Annotated in this window: 25 protein-coding genes and 1 pseudogene; 13 read left to right on the top strand and 13 right to left on the bottom strand. The window is 67.1% G+C overall.

All coding sequences use genetic code 11. The features are described 5' to 3' along the window. Positions 1–10 precede the first annotated feature (10 nt). The 4 genes and pseudogenes from LO763_RS30015 to LO763_RS19930 form a co-directional block, all read right to left on the bottom strand. Positions 11–340, bottom strand: a pseudogene (locus tag LO763_RS30015) (suppressor of fused domain protein); the annotation flags it as partial. A gap of 168 nt (positions 341–508) precedes the next feature. Next, a complete protein-coding gene (locus tag LO763_RS19940) occupies positions 509–799 on the bottom strand; it encodes a hypothetical protein (protein ID WP_230787813.1) in 291 nt (96 codons plus the stop codon). After that, a complete protein-coding gene (locus LO763_RS19935; protein WP_230787808.1) occupies positions 796–1,023 on the bottom strand; it encodes a hypothetical protein in 228 nt (75 codons plus the stop codon). Before LO763_RS19935 ends, LO763_RS19940 begins: the two co-directional genes overlap by 4 nt. Positions 1,024–1,176: 153 nt before the next feature. Next, a complete protein-coding gene (locus LO763_RS19930) occupies positions 1,177–1,440 on the bottom strand; it encodes a hypothetical protein (protein WP_230787804.1) in 264 nt (87 codons plus the stop codon). Between the two features lie 171 nt (positions 1,441–1,611). Here LO763_RS19930 and LO763_RS19925 point away from each other — a divergent pair, with 171 nt between their 5' ends. Together LO763_RS19925 and LO763_RS19920 are read left to right on the top strand one after the other, a co-directional pair. Beyond that, complete coding sequence (locus LO763_RS19925) at positions 1,612–1,872, top strand: type II toxin-antitoxin system Phd/YefM family antitoxin (protein WP_230787801.1); 261 nt, start codon at positions 1,612–1,614, stop codon at positions 1,870–1,872. Next, positions 1,869–2,117: a type II toxin-antitoxin system RelE family toxin gene (locus LO763_RS19920; RefSeq protein ID WP_230787798.1), complete on the top strand. Its 249-nt coding sequence runs from the start codon at positions 1,869–1,871 to the stop codon at positions 2,115–2,117. The genes LO763_RS19925 and LO763_RS19920 overlap by 4 nt, the downstream gene beginning before the upstream one ends. A 199-nt stretch (positions 2,118–2,316) precedes the next feature. Here LO763_RS19920 and LO763_RS19915 read toward each other — a convergent pair whose 3' ends face one another. The 3 genes from LO763_RS19915 to LO763_RS19905 form a co-directional block, all read right to left on the bottom strand. Then, a complete protein-coding gene (locus LO763_RS19915) occupies positions 2,317–2,571 on the bottom strand; it encodes an SMI1/KNR4 family protein (protein WP_230787795.1) in 255 nt (84 codons plus the stop codon). A 77-nt stretch (positions 2,572–2,648) separates the two neighbouring features. Then, on the bottom strand, positions 2,649–2,891 hold the full coding sequence (locus LO763_RS19910) for an SMI1/KNR4 family protein (RefSeq protein WP_230787792.1): 243 nt from the start codon (positions 2,889–2,891) through the stop codon (positions 2,649–2,651). A gap of 150 nt (positions 2,892–3,041) precedes the next feature. Further along, positions 3,042–3,641 carry a GIY-YIG nuclease family protein gene (locus LO763_RS19905; protein WP_230787787.1) on the bottom strand — a complete coding sequence of 200 codons (600 nt, stop codon included), beginning with the start codon at positions 3,639–3,641 and terminating at the stop codon, positions 3,042–3,044. 324 nt (positions 3,642–3,965) lie between these two features. Between LO763_RS19905 and LO763_RS30010 the strand changes: the two genes are divergently transcribed. After that, positions 3,966–4,862, top strand: a complete 897-nt coding sequence (locus tag LO763_RS30010) for a helix-turn-helix domain-containing protein (protein WP_230787784.1) — start codon at positions 3,966–3,968, stop codon at positions 4,860–4,862. A gap of 898 nt (positions 4,863–5,760) precedes the next feature. On the opposite strand, the gene LO763_RS19895 is transcribed toward LO763_RS30010, so the two are convergent. From LO763_RS19895 to LO763_RS19880, 4 genes are all read right to left on the bottom strand, one after another. Then, positions 5,761–6,126, bottom strand: coding sequence for an ASCH domain-containing protein (locus LO763_RS19895; RefSeq protein WP_369432037.1), 366 nt, complete (start codon positions 6,124–6,126; stop codon positions 5,761–5,763). Positions 6,127–6,198: 72 nt separating this feature from the next. Beyond that, on the bottom strand, positions 6,199–7,206 hold the full coding sequence (locus LO763_RS19890; protein ID WP_230787779.1) for a hypothetical protein: 1,008 nt from the start codon (positions 7,204–7,206) through the stop codon (positions 6,199–6,201). Between the two features lie 4 nt (positions 7,207–7,210). Continuing rightward, positions 7,211–7,810 (bottom strand): AAA family ATPase, encoded by a 600-nt coding sequence (locus LO763_RS19885; protein ID WP_230787778.1) that lies wholly within the window; start codon positions 7,808–7,810, stop codon positions 7,211–7,213. 14 nt (positions 7,811–7,824) lie between these two features. Then, positions 7,825–8,697: a hypothetical protein gene (locus LO763_RS19880; protein ID WP_230787777.1), complete on the bottom strand. Its 873-nt coding sequence runs from the start codon at positions 8,695–8,697 to the stop codon at positions 7,825–7,827. Positions 8,698–8,985: 288 nt separating this feature from the next. Between LO763_RS19880 and LO763_RS19875 the strand changes: the two genes are divergently transcribed. Beyond that, positions 8,986–9,519 carry an NUDIX domain-containing protein gene (locus LO763_RS19875; RefSeq protein WP_230787776.1) on the top strand — a complete coding sequence of 178 codons (534 nt, stop codon included), beginning with the start codon at positions 8,986–8,988 and terminating at the stop codon, positions 9,517–9,519. A 149-nt stretch (positions 9,520–9,668) separates the two neighbouring features. Here LO763_RS19875 and LO763_RS19870 read toward each other — a convergent pair whose 3' ends face one another. Then, positions 9,669–10,754 carry a tyrosine-type recombinase/integrase gene (locus LO763_RS19870; protein ID WP_230787774.1) on the bottom strand — a complete coding sequence of 362 codons (1,086 nt, stop codon included), beginning with the start codon at positions 10,752–10,754 and terminating at the stop codon, positions 9,669–9,671. Between the two features lie 457 nt (positions 10,755–11,211). Here LO763_RS19870 and LO763_RS19865 point away from each other — a divergent pair, with 457 nt between their 5' ends. The 9 genes from LO763_RS19865 (at position 11,212) to LO763_RS19825 (ending at position 16,332) form a co-directional block, all read left to right on the top strand. After that, a complete protein-coding gene (locus LO763_RS19865) occupies positions 11,212–12,246 on the top strand; it encodes a coiled-coil domain-containing protein (protein ID WP_230787773.1) in 1,035 nt (344 codons plus the stop codon). Between the two features lie 127 nt (positions 12,247–12,373). Further along, positions 12,374–12,925, top strand: a complete 552-nt coding sequence (locus LO763_RS19860) for a hypothetical protein (protein WP_230787767.1) — start codon at positions 12,374–12,376, stop codon at positions 12,923–12,925. Beyond that, complete coding sequence (locus LO763_RS19855) at positions 12,862–13,917, top strand: KGGVGR-motif variant AAA ATPase (RefSeq protein ID WP_369432036.1); 1,056 nt, start codon at positions 12,862–12,864, stop codon at positions 13,915–13,917. The genes LO763_RS19860 and LO763_RS19855 overlap by 64 nt, the downstream gene beginning before the upstream one ends. Next, the gene (locus tag LO763_RS30295) at positions 13,818–14,531 is read left to right on the top strand and encodes an AAA family ATPase (RefSeq protein ID WP_439650307.1); all 714 of its coding nucleotides are present in this window, start codon (positions 13,818–13,820) and stop codon (positions 14,529–14,531) included. Before LO763_RS19855 ends, LO763_RS30295 begins: the two co-directional genes overlap by 100 nt. Then, entirely contained in the window at positions 14,528–14,938 is a 411-nt protein-coding gene (locus LO763_RS19845; RefSeq protein ID WP_230787759.1) for a hypothetical protein, read from the top strand. Before LO763_RS30295 ends, LO763_RS19845 begins: the two co-directional genes overlap by 4 nt. Before the next feature lie 16 nt (positions 14,939–14,954). Then, complete coding sequence (locus LO763_RS19840; RefSeq protein ID WP_230787757.1) at positions 14,955–15,317, top strand: hypothetical protein; 363 nt, start codon at positions 14,955–14,957, stop codon at positions 15,315–15,317. After that, complete coding sequence (locus LO763_RS19835) at positions 15,298–15,696, top strand: hypothetical protein (protein WP_230787754.1); 399 nt, start codon at positions 15,298–15,300, stop codon at positions 15,694–15,696. The genes LO763_RS19840 and LO763_RS19835 overlap by 20 nt, the downstream gene beginning before the upstream one ends. A 102-nt stretch (positions 15,697–15,798) precedes the next feature. Then, positions 15,799–16,170 carry a hypothetical protein gene (locus LO763_RS19830; protein ID WP_230787752.1) on the top strand — a complete coding sequence of 124 codons (372 nt, stop codon included), beginning with the start codon at positions 15,799–15,801 and terminating at the stop codon, positions 16,168–16,170. 6 nt (positions 16,171–16,176) lie between these two features. Beyond that, positions 16,177–16,332: a hypothetical protein gene (locus LO763_RS19825; RefSeq protein WP_230787751.1), complete on the top strand. Its 156-nt coding sequence runs from the start codon at positions 16,177–16,179 to the stop codon at positions 16,330–16,332. 23 nt (positions 16,333–16,355) lie between these two features. Here LO763_RS19825 and LO763_RS19820 read toward each other — a convergent pair whose 3' ends face one another. Next, positions 16,356–16,799 carry a hypothetical protein gene (locus LO763_RS19820; RefSeq protein ID WP_230787749.1) on the bottom strand — a complete coding sequence of 148 codons (444 nt, stop codon included), beginning with the start codon at positions 16,797–16,799 and terminating at the stop codon, positions 16,356–16,358. Positions 16,800–16,910: the final 111 nt, after the last annotated feature.

The raw sequence follows: 16,910 nt of genomic DNA, 5'->3' as shown, positions 1-16,910 counted from the left end.
ACCATGAGGTCGATGCGGCCCCGACCCGATGGCGGCGCGCGGACTCCAGTTCGTTCTCGCTGATGGGAACCGCCTGGAGCCAGGCCACGGTGCGGTCGCCGGTGCTGAACTGCCGCAGGCCTTCGCTCCACCGAGCGGACGACATGAACACTAGGTGCTGCATCACCGAATCCGGTAGGTACATCGACACGATGTCAAGGAGGATGCGATCGAGGAAGACGAACTCGCCGTCCATGACCTCGAATGCCGCAGTCGCCAGGACGTTCGCGAATGTCGTGACGCTGCTGCGGGCCGCACCGCAGCACTCGACGCGGCCCGGGAAGCCACGCGAGCCGTCCATCAGCGGGTGCGCGGACAAGTCTTACCAGCGCCCCTATTCCTGGCGGTCGTGGTCGTGACGGCGTTCGTCAGCGTGTTTTGGATTCGGATGATCCGATAAGTGAACCGCATGCCGAAGGCCCACAGCCTGTGCTGTGGGCCTTCGGCGGTGGAGACTGCTTACAGGGGATCAGTCCTGCCGCATAATGCGGAATAGGGCGTTCATGACGTTGACCATCGCCTGCGAGTCGGTGCGGCGGCCGTCGGGCTCAAGGTCGGTCTTGTCGCGGGGGGCGATGGTCATGGTGTAGGCCCACAGGCCGTGGCCGATAGGCACGGTGAACGGGTAGCCCGGCCCCTCCTCGGCTTTGCACCGCAGCCCCAGGACCGTGGGGTAGGTGGAGAGGTTCACCATCTCGGAGGAAACGACCAGGACCGTCGCCCCGGTGCTCGGCTTGGCGCAGAGAACGCCGGGCTTCATGCCATGGCCTCGTCGTCGGCGTCATCGGCGCGGTGCTCTGTGGCAAGGGCGTCGGCGCCGGTGGTGTGGACGTAGGCATCGAGGCGGTCGACAGCGCGGCGCATGAGGTAGTCCTCGATGGCGCGGGCCATGAGCGCGGAGTCGGAGATGCCGTCCTCGAGCGCAGCCCGGTGAACGGCGGCGGCTTCCGGCTGTTCAAGCAGCACAGTTTTCTTCACAGTCATGCAGACCAGCATACTGGTGAAATGTTCGGAACAATCACCGGAACAGAATCCGGACCGGTGTCGAGTCGAGTGATGCCGCGCTCCTGGGGCCGGGGCGCTGGTAAGCAACGTGAAAGTGCCGTCCTTGTCGCGGTAGCGACCCTGGCCCTAGCCCTACGAGCCTTGACCCGATGTCGGGTGAGAACACACCGGTGGTTCCCGGTCGGAGGCCATGTCCTGCCGCATCGCGTCCTGCTCGGTGTCGACCATGGCCCTCCACGCGATCGTGTCGGCGTCGGGGCCGTTGTAGGCCTGGATCTGGCGGCGCCGCAGGGCGCGGCGTAGTTCCCGGGCGGCCCAGTCTTCAGGTGAGAGGCCTGCGGCGCCGGCTGCGGCCTGGATCCGGGACACCTGGTCGTCGCTCAGGTGTATGGTCATGCAGGCCATGAAGCCGCCCTCGCAGCGTCACTGCCGCCAGCGTACGACCCGCGCAAGCCGCATGTTGAAAGTCGTTTTCTGGGCGCGGCCGAGTTCGATCATGCCCTGGTGGGCCGGGGCGCCCGAGCCTGAACAATGCAACTGACATGCATGTCATGTTAATATAGTTGCATGACAACTTATACGATTACGGAGGCGCGCCCCAAGCTCGGCGACATCGTGCGTCGCGCGGCCGCGCATCAGCAGACCGTCATCACCGACCACGACCAGCCCATCGCCCTGGTGGTCAACTTCAGCGACTGGGAGGACATGGAGGACACCATCGCGGCGCTGCGCAACCAGATCTCCCGAGCCCAAGGCGTGCAGCCGATCCCGCATGAGGAGGCCAAGCGACTGCTGCGCCAGGCTGCAGCCGATGCGGCAGCCAAGTGAGCTACGACGTCCAGTGGGAACCGGTCGTCGTCACCCAGGTTTCGCGGTTCATGGCGACCCACGGCAGGGGGCTGGAGGAGTTGCTGGCGTTTCTGGACTCGCTTGCAGAGAACCCGCGCCCGACCGGTTCCGTGGCGTGGGGGCCGGAATACCGGCGGGCCCGCATCGGCGCATGGCGGGTGCTGTACCGCGTCGATGAGGCGGTCTGCGTCGTCGGCATCGAGAACGTCAGCCGCACGGGATGATCCCCGAGCCGCCATGCTAGCGCGGCGGCCGATCGCTCGGCCGTTGACACGACAGGATGACGGGTCAGGGTCCTGTGCCGCCTGGCGGCCTCACATGCCCTGATCAGCGGTGGCGTTTCTTGCACCGCTTCGCTCGAGGCTGCTGAACTATCCGCACACGAGCGTTACCAGACCTCTCGCGCGCCGAGCGAGACACGCTTCAGGCCCATTCCAACATCCCGTATTCGCCGATCGCGGTCTGCGCCGGGTCCTCGAGCCGGTCGGCGACATCGGCGAGCATGGCACCAGTTCCGGCCCAATCCGTCGCAACGTAGCCCTCCTCGGCGAGCCACTCCATGACGCAGCCGCGCCGCTCACCATCGCGGAGGTCGACCACGAGCACGTCTCCGCCACCATCCCGACCGATCGGCACCGTGGCAGTACAGAACCCGAACATCCGCTCCCCAGCCGCCATGGCATGCGCACCATCTGCGCCGCAGCACGCTTCATCGGCAAACCGCGAGAGACTGGCGAACTGTTCGCGAACCTCGGCTACCGGCAACGGCCAGTAGAACGGGGGATCGGCGACCAGACGTGGGAGTCGGCGTCGTCGATGCCGTCCATGAGCCCCCACCAGTCAAGCAGATCAGCCGGCAGGGGACGATCTACCGCGTGCCGGGTGCGGTCGATCTCGGCCTTGCCCGCGGTTGGGCGGATCGCCGCCGCGGTCGACGGCGCGTGCTGCGCCGTCCAGTCGGCGATTCGCCGCCACGATCGCTCAACTGGAATGTCCATGGCCGCAGACGATACCCGGTTCGACGAGCTTGCCGTACGTCGAGCATTCCGGGGCCCGTCCAAGACAGCCGGGCTGCTCTACCTCCATCACACACCGAACTGCCCACAACCACTCTGCACTTCCTCACCCACACTAACCGAGACACACTCTTAGTTAATCGCGGGATTTTTAGGCAAGGCTCGTCCCCACACATATCCCCATATTGGAAATGTCAGAAAGAGCAATATTCTGACCGTTCCCCAAAGTATCACTGGATCTTTAGGGGTAAGCAGCATAGCCCCAAAGAGAGAGGGTGTTACAGTCGCCCAAATTATCCAGCGCTTGATATACCATTTCCGGCGAACATCGGGTGGAAGATTTCGAATCGCCTGCTTCCGCTCTTCCCGCTTTTGCTCCTGTTCCTTCCTCTTGCGCTTAAATTCTTCCTGAGTACGCTTTTTTCGTTCTGCCTCCTCACGTCGCTTCTCTTGTTCGTTACGGAACTCAGCGTCGAAGGCTTCCCTGCGTTTGCGAAACTCTGCTTCGATTGCAGGGGAAGCCATGAACCATTCGCCATTGCTACGGATACGAAGGTTGGCGAATTTCGCCTGTAGTTCGCGTTCCACATCCATGCCTGCATTGGGAATGGTTCCGAGGAGTTGAATGGGACGGGGCGAGCCGGTCTGCAGCTCACGGATGCGCGCCTCGATAGAACGGGACGTGTAACCGATCTTGAGGTAGTCACCGTCGCTGAGCAGGTAGACGGTCACGCACTGCCTCGCCGCATGAGTCTCATGGGTCGTTTCACGCATCACAGCGTACAGCTCAACGTCCTCACCGCTGGCAGCCAGGTTCGTAACGATGTGACGACTCAGCCCCATGCGAAGTCTTTATCAGATGATCAATGTAATCTGTCCCTTTCGTCCCTCTCGAGTGGTTTCTTGATCGATGAGCGGTGACATTAGTGCGCCGAGCGGCGCAACCGGGTCTGCCGGGTCGTTCTCGGAGTGGAGCAGCAACCCGAAAGAGCCCGCCAGTCCGGAGCATCGACTGGGAGGCGCCTGGACTGTGTGGGGCCGGATAGGATAGCGAGGGTGATCGAACCCCCCGCGCCCGACGAACTCGTCCTCCCCGTCCCCGATGCCGAGCGTCCCATCGAGAGGACGGCCCGACCCTCACCGGAAGAAGCGCGCGCTTTCAAGGAGGCGTGGCAGTCTCGCCCCGCGTTCGAAGCTCCCACTGAGACGGTCGGTGCCGAGCTGCCTGCACCGGTCTACACCTCCTGGGAGGACTATCTCGCCCGCACGACGGAGCGCAAGCGTCTCGAGTGGTGCCGCGTCAAAGCGAAGACAGCGAACCGTGAACGGCGCATGTCCGGGCGACCGGAGCGAAGCATCACTCCACAAGAGGTGTGGCAGGTCGCCGAAACCGCACAAGGGCGCTGCACGTATTGCGGTTCGCTCGCGCTGGAGGGTCGCCCCACCGGTCACGACGGACGGCCGATGCCGTGGGCGATGGTAGGCCGACGCATCGGATCTCTTGATCACCGGTTGGCGATTGTCGACGGCGGCACGAACGACTGGGAGAACCTGGCTTGGGCGTGTCTGTGGTGCAACGTCTGGACAGCGGAAACGGACCGACAGCCGGGAGCGACTGACCACGGTGCGCTTCAGGATTGTCCCAGCGATGAACCCAAAAGGGAGCACCCGCTGAAACGCGAGGTCACCTACGCATGGAACCTACGCGACGTGATGAGGTCCAAGGGCATGTATGTGACCACCGATCTCGGGCCGCACCTTGCCGATCGGGGCTTCGACTTGTCGGAGGGTCAGGTCCGGCGGCTGGTCTCCCAGGCACCGGAACGGCTGTCGCTGACTCTCCTCGCCGCGCTCTGCGACATCTTTCGATGCACCCCCGCTGACCTGATCACGATCGAATCGCCATCGTCGCCGCCCGCGAGGCCGCTGACATGGAGGAAGTGGTCGACCTGAAACGCTCCCCGACGCCGGTGACTTCGTCCTCGACGAGCGGCTGCCCTTAGCGTTGTTTTAAGACGTTTACTACTCAGATCCCGTCCCGGTCCTGGCGTTGACGCCTCCGGCTGACGTCCTGCGCACCTAGGCCTGGTACTACAAGAACCAGGCCCGCTGGAGCTACAGCATCGCACAGGCCGCGACCGGTCCCTCCGGGAAGCGAACTGGCGCGAGACGCGCACCGATGCCAGCGCTGGCACCGCAGCAGCCTCGGCCATCATTGCGTCGATCCAGGCATGGCCGGAGGCCTGCTACACCGTCGGCGAGCAACTGCACCAGGCCGGGAACATCAACGACCGCGCCGCACGCGACCGGGTCTGGGCAGCGAAAGCTCAGGCTATCGCATTGAGCAAGGCGTGGATGGGACCGCGCAGCGCACTCCTGGACGGCAACACCGGTCTTGAGGCCCATCAATGAAGCCTGCTGGCAAGCAACATGGCATCAGCCGCCATAAGAACCGTTACCTGGACTGAGGATGCGACCTCGCCCGGCGCTGGGCTAGCGTTCCCGACCTCCGGAAGCGGCCGCTGCGGATCCAGATGTTCAAGGTCGCGCGAGGCCTTCACGGCCGCGGGACGGCGATTGTCGCCGCAGTCGAGGCACGGCCCCCGGGCGCGCGGCTGGTGGCCGCCGCGACGAATGAGGCCGAACCGATCTGGGCTGCTTGGGCCGGTAGCCGTACGCCGCCGACGCGCACGTCTCGCCGTTGGTCGTCGCCCCACCAGCGTGAACTGCCGCACCCGGTCGACGGGGTGGGCAGGCACCGTTCATCTTGAACGAGTCCGCCCCGCGCCAGCTCACACGCCGACGTCCCCAACACGAACCGGGTGGGCCGTCGGCGTGTGAGCGGATGCGGTTATGAAACGAGTGCAATGCCGATGGCGAGAACGCCGAGGGCTTCGCGTTCGGGCGGATAGATCTGGCGGATGTTGGCGAGTTGTTCCTCGCGGGTAGCGGTGGGGTTGACCGAAGCGACGGCCTCGTGGTCGAACATGTCCTCGAAGGTCGCGTAGCGGACAATGCGGGTGACACGAGTAAGGACCTCATCGTCACGGCAGCGGAAGCGAATCAGCGAGCCCTCAGTGATCTTGCGCCGAGAGGCATCGTTGACGCGGATTTCAGTGGTCTTGGCACCGGAGGCGATGAGGTCGAAGTAGCGTTTGTAAATACCCATCTCGTGGGCGCGTGGCCGGGTGGCGACGCTGGCAGGGCGAGCGTTCATAAGTCGTCCGAGTTCTTTGACGGTGAAGGACCTGAAAAAGTGCTTGGGGTCGGTCAGCAACTCGCCGACCAGCTACAGCAGGGCGTCAACGTAATGGTCGACGTCGCCGGGCCACGCGGTGGTATCGAGCATCCAAGGCTCGACGTCGGCCGGCAGGGCGGCCGTGCCGCGTTCGCGCAGCAGAGACTTGGAGAGCTTGGCGCCGGTGGGGGCTAGGACCTGCGGGGTGAAGACCCGCATGGGCACTTGCAGGGGCGGGGTGGCCATCGCGCCGAGCGCGCCGTCGACGAGCTGGCACCCGAAGGCCCAGTCGCCGCCCTTGACCATGACCGGGAGGACATTCGCGTCGCGTCCGGCCAGTCGCTCTTTGACGAGGTTGCGGTAAAGCGTGGCGAGGTCGAGGTACGGGGAGTCATCTTCGGGGTCAATGTGGACCTCGTAGTCGCCGTGGTCGAAGCACACCGCGGTGAAGCGGGCGCCGTCTTCGTCGAGGTGGGTCAGGCGGGTCCGCTCGCCGCGCTTCTCGGCCCAACCGCAGTCGGGGCAGGGCAGTCGGGTGTGGATGACGCCGTGCGAGGGCGCCAGCCACCACCGGATCGCTTCGATGTGGTCGAGGCTGCGCAGGAATTCGGCCCGGAACGCCGGGGTGGCCTGCTGGCCCGAGTAGGTCTCCACGACGTAAGCGGTGTCGGTGGCGTCCGAGAGCGAGTCGAAGAACGCCCGGTAGTAGCCGTCGATGATCTCACCGATCCGGTCCTTGCCCAGGGCGTGAACGTAGGTCCGCTGGTAGGCGTGGTGGGTGTCGGGGTCGAGGTCGACCTCGTACGGGGCGTTGTCGAGCGCGCCGAAGCGGACCATCGCCTCGATGCCGAACTCGCGGCGGGCGATCTTGGCGAGCAGGAACGCCGCGGTCTGGACCAGGTTGGTGCCCAGGTGCGGGACGCCGTTGATCTGGGTGCCGACCACGAACTCGATGCGGGCGGGCCGGCGAGCGTGGACGCGGGGGCGCAGCAGGTCGACCGAGCGCAGCAGCGCGTTCGCGAGGATGCTGTTGGGCGATATCAGCAGCGGATCGGACATGTCCTCAATCTCCGTTCCGGTCGGGCTTGGGCAGGCGGAGGTTCGCGCAGATAAAGTCCAGCCGCGCGGCCGCGGATTCGGGGGCAACGAATACCGGCTCGTAGCCGGCGTCGTAGTAGCCCTGGACGACGAGCTCGTGGACGCGGCGGATCTCGCGTTCCTTGGCCCAGACGATGTCGTCGGCGTCCTCGAACCGGTCGAGCGGATCGAGGACGAACACGGTGTCGTAGCGGTAGCGGGCGGTCGCGTCCTCAAGGTCGGGCGAGGGGCGCAGGCCGAAGAAGCCCTCCCAGCCGTACCCGTCGGGGATGCCCCGGTTGTAGAAGCGGATCCCGGCGGTGTGGCCGACGTACTCGGCAACGAAGGCGTCCAGGACCTCGGCAGCGTAGGCGCGGCGGTCCTCTTTGCGCAGGTGGCGACCGAGCCGTTCGCGGTGCTTGCGGTAGATCTCGCGGCCGGGTTCGGCCTCCATGCATGGGAGCCCTGCGGCGATGACGGCCTCGATAAGGTCGTCCTTGCCCGAGCTGGGGCCTCCGGTGATGACGTAGCGCCGCGGGTTCTGGGCCGCGGCGAGGTCGACGGCTCGCTGGAGTTGGCTGGTCATGCGGTTGGTCCTTACTAGTCGATGTCAGTGTTGGTGGTGTGGAAGAACGGTTCGATCCAGGCGTCGGAGAGGGCGATGTCACTGCGGACGGCGGTCAGGAACGCGGTGCGGTCGCTCGCGGCCGCGGCAGCTTGGGTGAGCCGGTCGGCCTCGGGCGCGGCCAGGGCTGGTGCCCATCCGGCCAGGGCTACCAGGGCGTGGGGATCGAGGCCGGTGTCCCAGCCGTCGGTGAAGTCGAGGGCGGCTCGCCGCGTCCGGCCCCATGCCCAGGCCGCGTCGACCGCGTGGGGGACGACCTCGCTGCGGCCTGCGCCGAGGCTGAGGAGCCGCTCGATGGTGAGCAGCTCGGCTCGCAGGGCGTAGATCGCGGCCCACACTGCGGTCAGCGCTGCTTCGTGCTCGGCGACCTCCCACGCGAACGGCTCGGCCGGGATGCGCTGCCGTGCGGTCGCGGCGGTGAGCCGGGGCGCGATCGCGCTCGTGCGGGTGAAGGCCTCGTCGTCGGCGACGAGCGATGCGGCGACGACCTCGACCAGGCGTGGCTCGATGCGTTTGCGAAAGTGGTTGACCTCCATGCCGCACGCGGCTGCGGCCGCGTCCCTCCGGCGGGTGAGGTTCCATCCCGGCTCAGCCGGGGCCATGCCGAACAGGGCCCGGACGGACCTGGAGTGCTTGACGTCGGGGAAGCGGGCGAGGGTGGAGCGCAACAGGCCGTCGAGCGCGGCCCGGCGGCTGGCCTCGTCGGCGGGGTCGGCGGCGCGCGCGGCGACGCCGCGCAGATCGAGGAGCGCGGGGGTGACCGCGTCGGGTGCGGCGGGAAGCCCGCGGCGCAGCAGCGCCCGCAGCGCCTCTGCCACCGCGCCCGGCTCTGGGCTTTTTCTGGTCATGCTTCCAGTCAACCACAGATGCCCAGAAAATGACCAGTCTGGTGCGGCTGCGGCACGTTGCCTGGTGTCGCAGAAAGGCCCTCCGACAGTAATCGGAAAAGAACGCGAAGCGGGGCTTTCTAGGCCCGGTGCTCGGGTAGCTGTCACCAGGCGCAAAGTAGCCGAGCGCAGTCAGGCACAGGTCGTCCAGTAGCAGGCATCGACGGACCTGTTCTCGCCGATGACAGCGGAGCTCGTGTCGCGAGGCATTGCGCGTGTTGCGGTGCGGCCTGCCGCTAGGTTCGCGGGGTGAATGATGCTCCGGAGTTCGAGCAGAGCAAGAACATCGGCTCGGCCGCGCACACCAGGACCATCCCCACCAAGCGCACCGCCGCAACGGTGATCTTCACCGACGACTTGGGGCGCGTGCTGCTGTGCCAGCCGACGTACCAGGAAGTCGCGGAGGCACCGGGTAGGGCCGGCGAGAAGGACGAGCCCCCGGCCGACACTGCCGCCCGCGAGGTCAAGGAGGAGCTGAGCCTGGTCATCGAACCGGGGCGCCTCGTCGCAGTCGACTACGTCCCGCCAAGCGGCACCGCGACGCGGACCGAGGGGATCATCTTCGTGTTCGACGGCGGCCGCCTCACCGAAGCGCAGACCAACGCGATCGTCCTGGACCCCACCGAGTTCAAGTCCTGGTGGTGGTGCACAGTTGACGAGGTTCACGAGCGGATGCACCCGCTCGTCGCCCGCCGGATCGAGGCCTCGCTGACGGCGATCGTCTCCGGCCAGACCCTGTACATGGAGAACGGCTACCCGGTCGGGACCAAGCCCGCCGAATAGCCGTCCTTGCCTCGTGTTCAGGCCGCGCGGCCCCATGCGGCGGCAGGGGCGGCGATGCCGACGAGCTCGCCGGTGGCGAGTCGCGCTCGCCAGGACTCGGCGATGGCCGCAGGCGCGTGGTCCAGGTGCAAGCATCAGCCGAACGCCCTTTACAACCCAACATCGGTCGCGGGGTTGTCGTTCCATCGGTCTTTCTCACGCCGGTACTTGCCAAGCTGGCGCGAGCCTTCGGCCCAGCCGCCGCGGCGGGCGATGGCGCGGTCGTCAGCACTGGAGTCGGTGGCGAGCCCGGCTCTGAGGCCGTGGGCGGTGTAGTGCAGCGCGAGTCCGGCTTCGGTGGCGCGGCGGGTGACCATGTCGCCGATGGCCTGGGCCGACAGGGCCCCGGTGAGGACGTGGCCCCACCGGTTGACCTGCCGCCAGGCGGGATCGCCGGGCCCGGTCGGGGTGGCGCCGGTGCGGAGGAAGTCAAGCCAAGCGGTCCAGGAGCGGACGGGGCAGGTTTCGCGGTGGCGGCCGTAGGGCACGGCGACGGTTCGGCGGGAGGCACGGGACTTCCCGGTCCAGAAGTCGACGTCGATGCCTTCGGGAACCAGGGTCACGTCGCCGATCTGCAGGCGGGCCTGCTCGGAGCGGCGGGACAGGCACGAGTAGGCGAGGGTGAGCAGGGCCCGGTCGCGCAGACCGGCGGCGTCGTCGCCGCAGGTGTCCACGAGCTGGCGCAGCACGGTGACGGTGATGACGGGCGCGGAGCCGCGTTCGGCGCCGCGGGTGCGACCGCCGTTCTCGAACCAGGTTTTCTCAGCGGCGGCAAGGACGGCCTGCGCGTCGGCGGTGATGCCGGGGTAGACGAGCCGGTGCGCTTCGGTGGCCCCGTGGCGGGCGGCGAGGGCGGCGCGCAGGCCCTCGGCGGCGCCGGCGAGGCGGCGACGGACAGTGGCGGCGGGGGCGCCGTTCTCCCACAGCCAGGCGGCGAACTCGACGAACCGCAGGGGGTGCGCCAGCTCGGCCGCGCCGGGGTCAGGGCGGCCGTGGAGAGTGGCCCACCGCTGCCACTTGGCCCAATCTTGGGTGTAGGCGCGTTTGGTGTTTTCGGGGCGGACGGCCTCGCGCACGTCGGCCAGGACCTCGTCGGCGGATCGCCATAGGGCGCGGGTGCGCTCGTCGACGCTGGAGGGGACCGCGGGTGTGCCTGACCCGTCGTGCGGGTCGAATCGCTGTGGCACGGCGTTCACCGGCGGGCCTCCGCCGTGGGAGGGTCCGGGAAATTCCCGCAAGTAATCATGTCGGTGCTGGTACCTTGCCCTACCGCATAACGGACACGTTCCTGGCCTGCATCGGGTGTGGTCTCCCAGCGCTGGCCTCGCGACTGCGGCCGCAAGGTGATTCCCCGTCTCATCCTGCCCTCCTCCTTTTCGGCCTTTGGCCGCGTCGTTCCGGGTCATGGCCACGGTCGGGATGCCGCGGCCGCCTCGATCGAGCGAAACCGCAGGTCAGCGCCCATGCCATGCGCACATAAGCGGCTTTTGCGAGCTTTGACGCCCGCGAGGCGGCGGCCGCGCGCTCATTACTCGATCTTAACCCATGATAAGGGGCGTTATCACGGGCCATCGCTGTGTCATAGATTCAGATTCCGTTATCTTATCTGAGATACAGATTCCTTTATCTCTTTCTTTCTGTTAAGCTGAGGCGATGAACACGCCCGCTTCCCCGGCCCCGCCCCGGTACTGCGCCCGCCGCGACTGCGACAACGAGCTGCCACCGTCCAAGACCAAGCCCCGCAAGTACTGCTCTGACGCCTGCCGCCTCCAGGCCGCCAAGGACAGCCAGAGCGAGCAGGCCACCGGCATGGACGTGGCCATCGCCGACTTCGGCGACCGCGCCGCGGGCGTCGTCGCCGCACTGGAGGCCGGCGAGCCACGCCTGACCGAGATCAAGAACCTCCTGGAGGGCATCGTCGGCACGGTCGGGGCCCTCCAGGCCGGGATCGGAACGGTCGAGTCCGACGCGCTCGCGTACGCCGAGCAGGCCGAGGAACGCGCCCGGCAGGCCGTGGTCGAGCGCGACCGCGCGATCGAGAGCGAGAACGCCGCCTGGGACGCCGCTGCCCGCGCCCGAGGCGACGTCGAGGAGGCCGTCGAGGCCCGCAAGACCGCCCAGAAGGAGCGGAACGAGGCCGTCGCCGACCGGGACGCACAGGTCCGCGAGGCCCGGCAGGAAGTCGCGGCCGCGATGGAGGCCCTGGCCGACCAGCGCGCCGCCGCCGCTCGGGCCGTCGCCGCCGCCGAGACGGCCGCCCGCGACCTTACCGCCGCCGAGGCCCGCGAGAGGGACGCCGCCGCCACAGCCCAGGCTGCCAACGAGCGCGCCCGTGCGGCCGAGCAGGCGCAGTCCGCCGCCGACGCCGCACTCGATGAGGAGCGGCGCAACCATGAGCGGACCGTGCGCGCTCACGACGCCGCCCAGACCCGGGTCGCCGAGCTGGAGACGGCCCGCATCGACCTGGAACGTGCCCTGGCAGGCACCGAGGCCCGCACCAGCGCCGCCGAACGGGCCGCCGACGCGGCCGAACGACAACTGGACGGCGTCAGGACGGACCTGGCTTCAACGAAGGAACTCCTCGCAGCCGCACTCGCCCGTGCCGAATCCGCAGAAGCCCACAATGGTCAGCTGCTCGCCCGCTTGTCACCGACCCCCGGCAAGCCCGAGGCGGACACTGCCAGTTGATACTTGACACCATCGCTGCGGTGACCACCTCACGAACCGCACCGCACCCGTTCGCCACCGCTGCCGACTGCCGCTGGAGCGCATCCTGACGACGAATGCCGCTGACCTGCCTGGTCCCATCAGCCGGTTGTCCATCGACAACCAGGACCGCCTACCGGTGGCGCTCCTGGTCAGCGGCGAGCAGACGGGAGCGACCGCGCTCGCCGGACAGGTCGCGGCCGCGAGCACTTGGACACCGCCAAGCCGTCCTGATGCTGCCGCTCCCGTTTACGCCAGTCCTGGCACTGCTGCGGCACCGTTCCTCCAGGAACAGCTTCAGGCGCCCGATCCGCACTGGGACTACACGTGGGGAAGGCACTGGCTCCGAACCTTCGTTGCCGACCTCAGCGAAACCGTCCCCGATGGCACCGACCCGTTCGACGTACTCCAAGAGATCGGGAAATCCCGGACCGGCCTGTTCGTCGTCGACGGCTTGGAAGCGTTCATCGGTACTGCGAGCGACGACGCCGTACAGACCATGATTCGAGTGCTCCTGCTCGACACCGCTGACCATCTGCGGTCGATACCGGACCGGCCTTTCGGGCTGCTCGTGTTCGTCCGCCGCGAGACGGTGCGATGGGCCGTGCAGCAGAACAGCGCCCAGTTGCTCAACCGCTACTGCGACTACGACCTCGACTGACTCTCCCGCCCCGCTGCATTGAATGGAACCCCACGATGAACGAACCAGCTGAGCCTGGCGCCACCTACACCGCCCGGTGCGTCCTTCACAGCGCCACTGGCGGCACTGGCCGCACTACAGCCGCGGTCATGCTCGCCCGCCACCTCGCTGGGCAGGGCCGCCAGGTGCTCCTGGTGGACTTGGACGTTCGCTCTCCCGGCGGGCGCCTCATGCTCGGTCCCGGCGCGGCCCTACCCCGTTACGGTGTGCTCGACGCGATGGAGGGATCAGCAGCGGCCACAGCGGACTTGGTCGCACCGAGCGCGTACACGCCAGGTGAGGGGACCGGCGCGATCTGGGTGGCGCCGGCCCGCGGCAGCAACCGGCCCCAGCACTCCAGCAGTCTCGTCGCACCCCGCATCGACCGGCTTGCCGCTGCGCTCAACGCATGCAATGCCGCCGTTGCGGAGGCGTCCGGTCGCTACCCCGATGTGGTCCTCATTGACGCCCCCACAGGGATCGACCCGCTCGCCGATACGGCCCTGTGCGACGTGAGCGACTTCGCGTTCTTGTTCGCCGCCGATACCGCCGACACGTGGGACACCTACCGGGACTGGTTCACGAGCCTGCTCACGTCCGGGCAGGCACCAGCGATGCGTGAGCAGCTGCGGGTCGTCGCCGCGATGGCGCCCGGTATCGGTCCGAATGTTGCCGTGCGGCGGCAGTCGCTCCGGGAGCGGGCTTGGGACGCGTTCAGCATCCTCTACGACGACGACATACCCGACCCGGTCACCGGGCGACTGGACCCCAACGTGTTCCATCCGCCGCTCGATGACGAGGCCGCACCGCACTACCCGCTGGAGATCCTGCTGCTGCCGAGCCTCATCGGGCTTGACACTGCCGGCGTCGCCGGATGGCACGAGGGCCGCTTCGTCGAGGCGGCCTTCGACGGCTTCGTCGCGGCCGCCGGGCCGCTGGTGACCGCGCTCCTGCCAGAGCGGCAACCATCATGACGTCAGCACGTTTTCTGCCGCTACTGCGGGCATTGGCGTCCGCAGGCTCAGGGCGTCTACCGGTCGCACTGGTCGCTGGCGGACCCGGCGCGGGAAAGACCGCCCTGACTGAGTATTTGACCGCGTCAAGAACCTGGGAGGCCGCGACCGGTCTCGCGGCCGCCAGTGCTACACCGGTCCATGTGATGCCAGGCAATGCGAGCGCCGCCGTGCTCCAGGCCGCGCTCGCGGCAAAGGCACCGGAGCACGACCATGTCTGGTTCACGCATTGGCTTCGCGCGTTTGCCGTCGAACTCGGCGGGCCGGACACTGCCGAAACCGACCCGATCGAGGCCATGAAGGGGTTCGGACGGTCCGCCCACGGTGTGTTCGTCGTCGATGGATTGGAAGCATTCCGCGGGAGCGCCGATGATCAGACCGTGCAGACGATGATCCATGTCCTGCTGCTGCGTTGCACGGACTACTTCTCGTACTATCCGCGGCGCCCCTTCGGGCTGATCATCCTCGCTCGCCCCGAGACGGTCCGCTGGGCGGCTGGGGCCTACAGCGACCAGCTCTTGGAGCAGTACCGTAGCTTCGCACTCACTCCTGACCCCGAGAAAGCATCGTCATGACCGCTGCCGCTCACTGGGACCGCGCTGACTTCGACCGTGGCGCGCACGTTCCTGGCGACGTCGTCGCCACCTTGGAAGTGCTCCTTGCCGGTGACGACCCCGTCTTCACGGCGTTGCGCGCGCAGATTCCGTTCGCTCGGGTCGTCTCCGGATGCCCGTGCGGGTGCCCTTCAGCAGGACTCGAAGTGGACCGCGAGCAGGTACCGCCGGCGCCCGCTCGAGTTAGCCCGATCGCTCTCACCGCGTATGACGATGACATCCACGACCTCGTCTTGTTCACCGAGGATGGCTACCTGTCAAGCCTCGAGCTTGGTTCTGTCTCGGATGAGGTGCCTGCCTCGTGGCCTGATCCTGCGCTCATGGACCCGCCAGGGAAGCCCTGTGTTCCTCCGAACCGAGAAACCTGAAGTAAGGAGAACACCCGTGGGACTGCAACTTCGCCTGGACCAGCACATCGGTGTCCGTATGCCCGGCATGAACGTCCACCTTCCCCAACGTGCGCAGCTGTGGGACGACGTCGACGGGCACTGGGTCCGGGTCGTGACCGAGTCCGGCCCGGACCGGTACGCCTCGATCATGGACGAACCCGAGGCGGTCATGACGGCGCTAGCGGCACATGACGAGTTCGGAGCGGTCGCAAGCGCAGTGCTCCTGCATCGAGACGCCTCGTGCCCGGGCGGCGAGCGCTTCGCGGTGATCCCGTACGGCGGCAACACCGCACTCATGACCGAGCTGTCCCGAGATGAGGTCGCTGCAATCTGGCCGCATGTGGCCGCGGCGCTGTGACACCGTCGCCGTGCCGAGGCCGGCGGCACTGCTCCTCGCCTGCCGTGCGGTTCAGGAAGTCGCACGCCAGCTCGACGGTGTCCTTCCCGTCGATGCGGAGACGGCGATGTGCGCGGGCCGCTCCAGTTCGTGGGAGTCCGCCGTCCTCGGCAACCTCATCTGGGCCAGCAAGGTAAAGGTTTCAGGAGCAACGGTTCCCGACATCATGATCCAAGTGCTGTTCGACTGGGTCACCGGCGGGCCGACCCGCGCAGGGAGATACATCGAACTCGCCGAAGGCCTCGCCGACATCTGGCGCCCGCGTTCGACGCGGTCGGGATCGGCAATCTCAACCTTGCACCGCTTGAGAACGTCAGCCTCGCCGACTCCGGCAACGTGACCTACAGCGTTCCCGACTGGCTCCTGTCGCGCACCGAGGGTTTCGCCAACCGGGTATGAGTGCTACCTTCCCGCCAACGGTCTTCCCCGTCTGGAGCACGACATGCAACGAGTCGCCCTGCGTGACGCCCACACTGACCTGCTCGGTCTTTTCGAGGAGGTGCACCGATCGGGCACGGCGGTGATACTTGCCGACGACACCGAACGGGCCTTCGCGCAGCTCGCACCCGCAGACGAGGAGACCGCTGGGTTCAGGACAACACTGTCGGATGCACGCGTAAATTTCGACGTGCTCGCGAAACTCGCAGGGGAAGGCAAAGGACGCAACTATGTCATCACGTTCCGCCGTCAACCACTGGTGCGTCTGGAGGCACTGTCATGGCGTGGAGACCGGCCTGAACCGGCGCGCGACGCAACCTTGTGGGACATTGCTGAGCAGGCGATAAGCCAGCGGCTAGCCAAACCGCGTGTGTAGAGCGACTTGACGGTGCACCAGCTCAACGCGATGCTGGGCGCTGGTACACGCCTGGCCTACAACTTGCTCAAAGTGCACGCAGGGCACGGATTCGCTGCCGACCACATCGACCCCGACCAGTTCGATCTGGTCGTCGGGCTCGTCCGCAACCGCTACCGGTGAGCTGCCGTGCCTGGAGCACGCACTCAAAGCTGCAGATGCGGCGGCTCCGCGCGGAGTTCAGCGACGGTTCGCGGGTGGTCAGGCATGAGTTCCTTCAGCCGGACAACGACCTCGGCGGTGGTTCGTTTCGTTTCCAACGCCAACCCGAGCACGGACTCATCGTCCCAATGCTCCCGCAAATAGTCATCTTCTGCGTCGGTCCACGGCTGCCCCGCCTCGCTCTCGTCCACGTATCGCGTCTCCCTGGTAGCAGTAGCGCTCAGCTGCTGCGTCCGATGCTCGGCCGCGAGCGCCAGGTGCAGGTGCGCTTCAGCGACGAACACCTGGTGGTAAGCGAGGCGCTGCTCAACGGTCAACTCCTGAAGTGACGCTGGCAGCCCTTCGGGGCCGTAGCCGCGGAGTGCTTCAGCTTCCGCAAGTCGATGTTCGGCTTTCCACAGGTGCACGGACTCATAGTCGACGCTCATGACCTCGATTGTCCACGGCGCCACCGACTCACGCCAGTCCCGCTTCGGTGGCGCTCGCACGCGTCCGATAGTCCGTGGCTGCGTTGCCGGTCGACACCGCCCGCACCGTGA

The sequence above is a fragment of the Glycomyces amatae genome (assembly GCF_020991375.1).
GTDB lineage: Bacteria > Actinomycetota > Actinomycetes > Mycobacteriales > Micromonosporaceae > Glycomyces > Glycomyces amatae.
Note: the sequence above shows the minus strand (reverse complement) of the source record. Positions and strands in the feature narration are given on the sequence as shown.

What these genes read in the sequence shown, in the direction of transcription:
- LO763_RS19865 (WP_230787773.1), top strand. Translation starts at nt 11,212, where the DNA reads ATGAACACGCCCGCTTCCCCGGCCCCGCCCCGGTACTGCGCCCGCCGC.
- LO763_RS19935 (WP_230787808.1), bottom strand. Translation starts at nt 1,023, where the DNA reads ATGACTGTGAAGAAAACTGTGCTGCTTGAACAGCCGGAAGCCGCCGCC.
- LO763_RS19915 (WP_230787795.1), bottom strand. Translation starts at nt 2,571, where the DNA reads ATGGCGGCTGGGGAGCGGATGTTCGGGTTCTGTACTGCCACGGTGCCG.
- LO763_RS19855 (WP_369432036.1), top strand. Translation starts at nt 12,862, where the DNA reads ATGGGCCGTGCAGCAGAACAGCGCCCAGTTGCTCAACCGCTACTGCGA.
- LO763_RS19890 (WP_230787779.1), bottom strand. Translation starts at nt 7,206, where the DNA reads ATGTCCGATCCGCTGCTGATATCGCCCAACAGCATCCTCGCGAACGCG.
- LO763_RS19925 (WP_230787801.1), top strand. Translation starts at nt 1,612, where the DNA reads ATGACAACTTATACGATTACGGAGGCGCGCCCCAAGCTCGGCGACATC.
- LO763_RS30295 (WP_439650307.1), top strand. Translation starts at nt 13,818, where the DNA reads ATGGCACGAGGGCCGCTTCGTCGAGGCGGCCTTCGACGGCTTCGTCGC.
- LO763_RS19930 (WP_230787804.1), bottom strand. Translation starts at nt 1,440, where the DNA reads ATGACCATACACCTGAGCGACGACCAGGTGTCCCGGATCCAGGCCGCA.
- LO763_RS19835 (WP_230787754.1), top strand. Translation starts at nt 15,298, where the DNA reads ATGTGGCCGCGGCGCTGTGACACCGTCGCCGTGCCGAGGCCGGCGGCA.
- LO763_RS19830 (WP_230787752.1), top strand. Translation starts at nt 15,799, where the DNA reads ATGCAACGAGTCGCCCTGCGTGACGCCCACACTGACCTGCTCGGTCTT.
- LO763_RS19880 (WP_230787777.1), bottom strand. Translation starts at nt 8,697, where the DNA reads ATGACCAGAAAAAGCCCAGAGCCGGGCGCGGTGGCAGAGGCGCTGCGG.
- LO763_RS19885 (WP_230787778.1), bottom strand. Translation starts at nt 7,810, where the DNA reads ATGACCAGCCAACTCCAGCGAGCCGTCGACCTCGCCGCGGCCCAGAAC.
- LO763_RS19820 (WP_230787749.1), bottom strand. Translation starts at nt 16,799, where the DNA reads ATGAGCGTCGACTATGAGTCCGTGCACCTGTGGAAAGCCGAACATCGA.
- LO763_RS19940 (WP_230787813.1), bottom strand. Translation starts at nt 799, where the DNA reads ATGAAGCCCGGCGTTCTCTGCGCCAAGCCGAGCACCGGGGCGACGGTC.
- LO763_RS19910 (WP_230787792.1), bottom strand. Translation starts at nt 2,891, where the DNA reads ATGGACATTCCAGTTGAGCGATCGTGGCGGCGAATCGCCGACTGGACG.
- LO763_RS19895 (WP_369432037.1), bottom strand. Translation starts at nt 6,126, where the DNA reads ATGAACGCTCGCCCTGCCAGCGTCGCCACCCGGCCACGCGCCCACGAG.
- LO763_RS19845 (WP_230787759.1), top strand. Translation starts at nt 14,528, where the DNA reads ATGACCGCTGCCGCTCACTGGGACCGCGCTGACTTCGACCGTGGCGCG.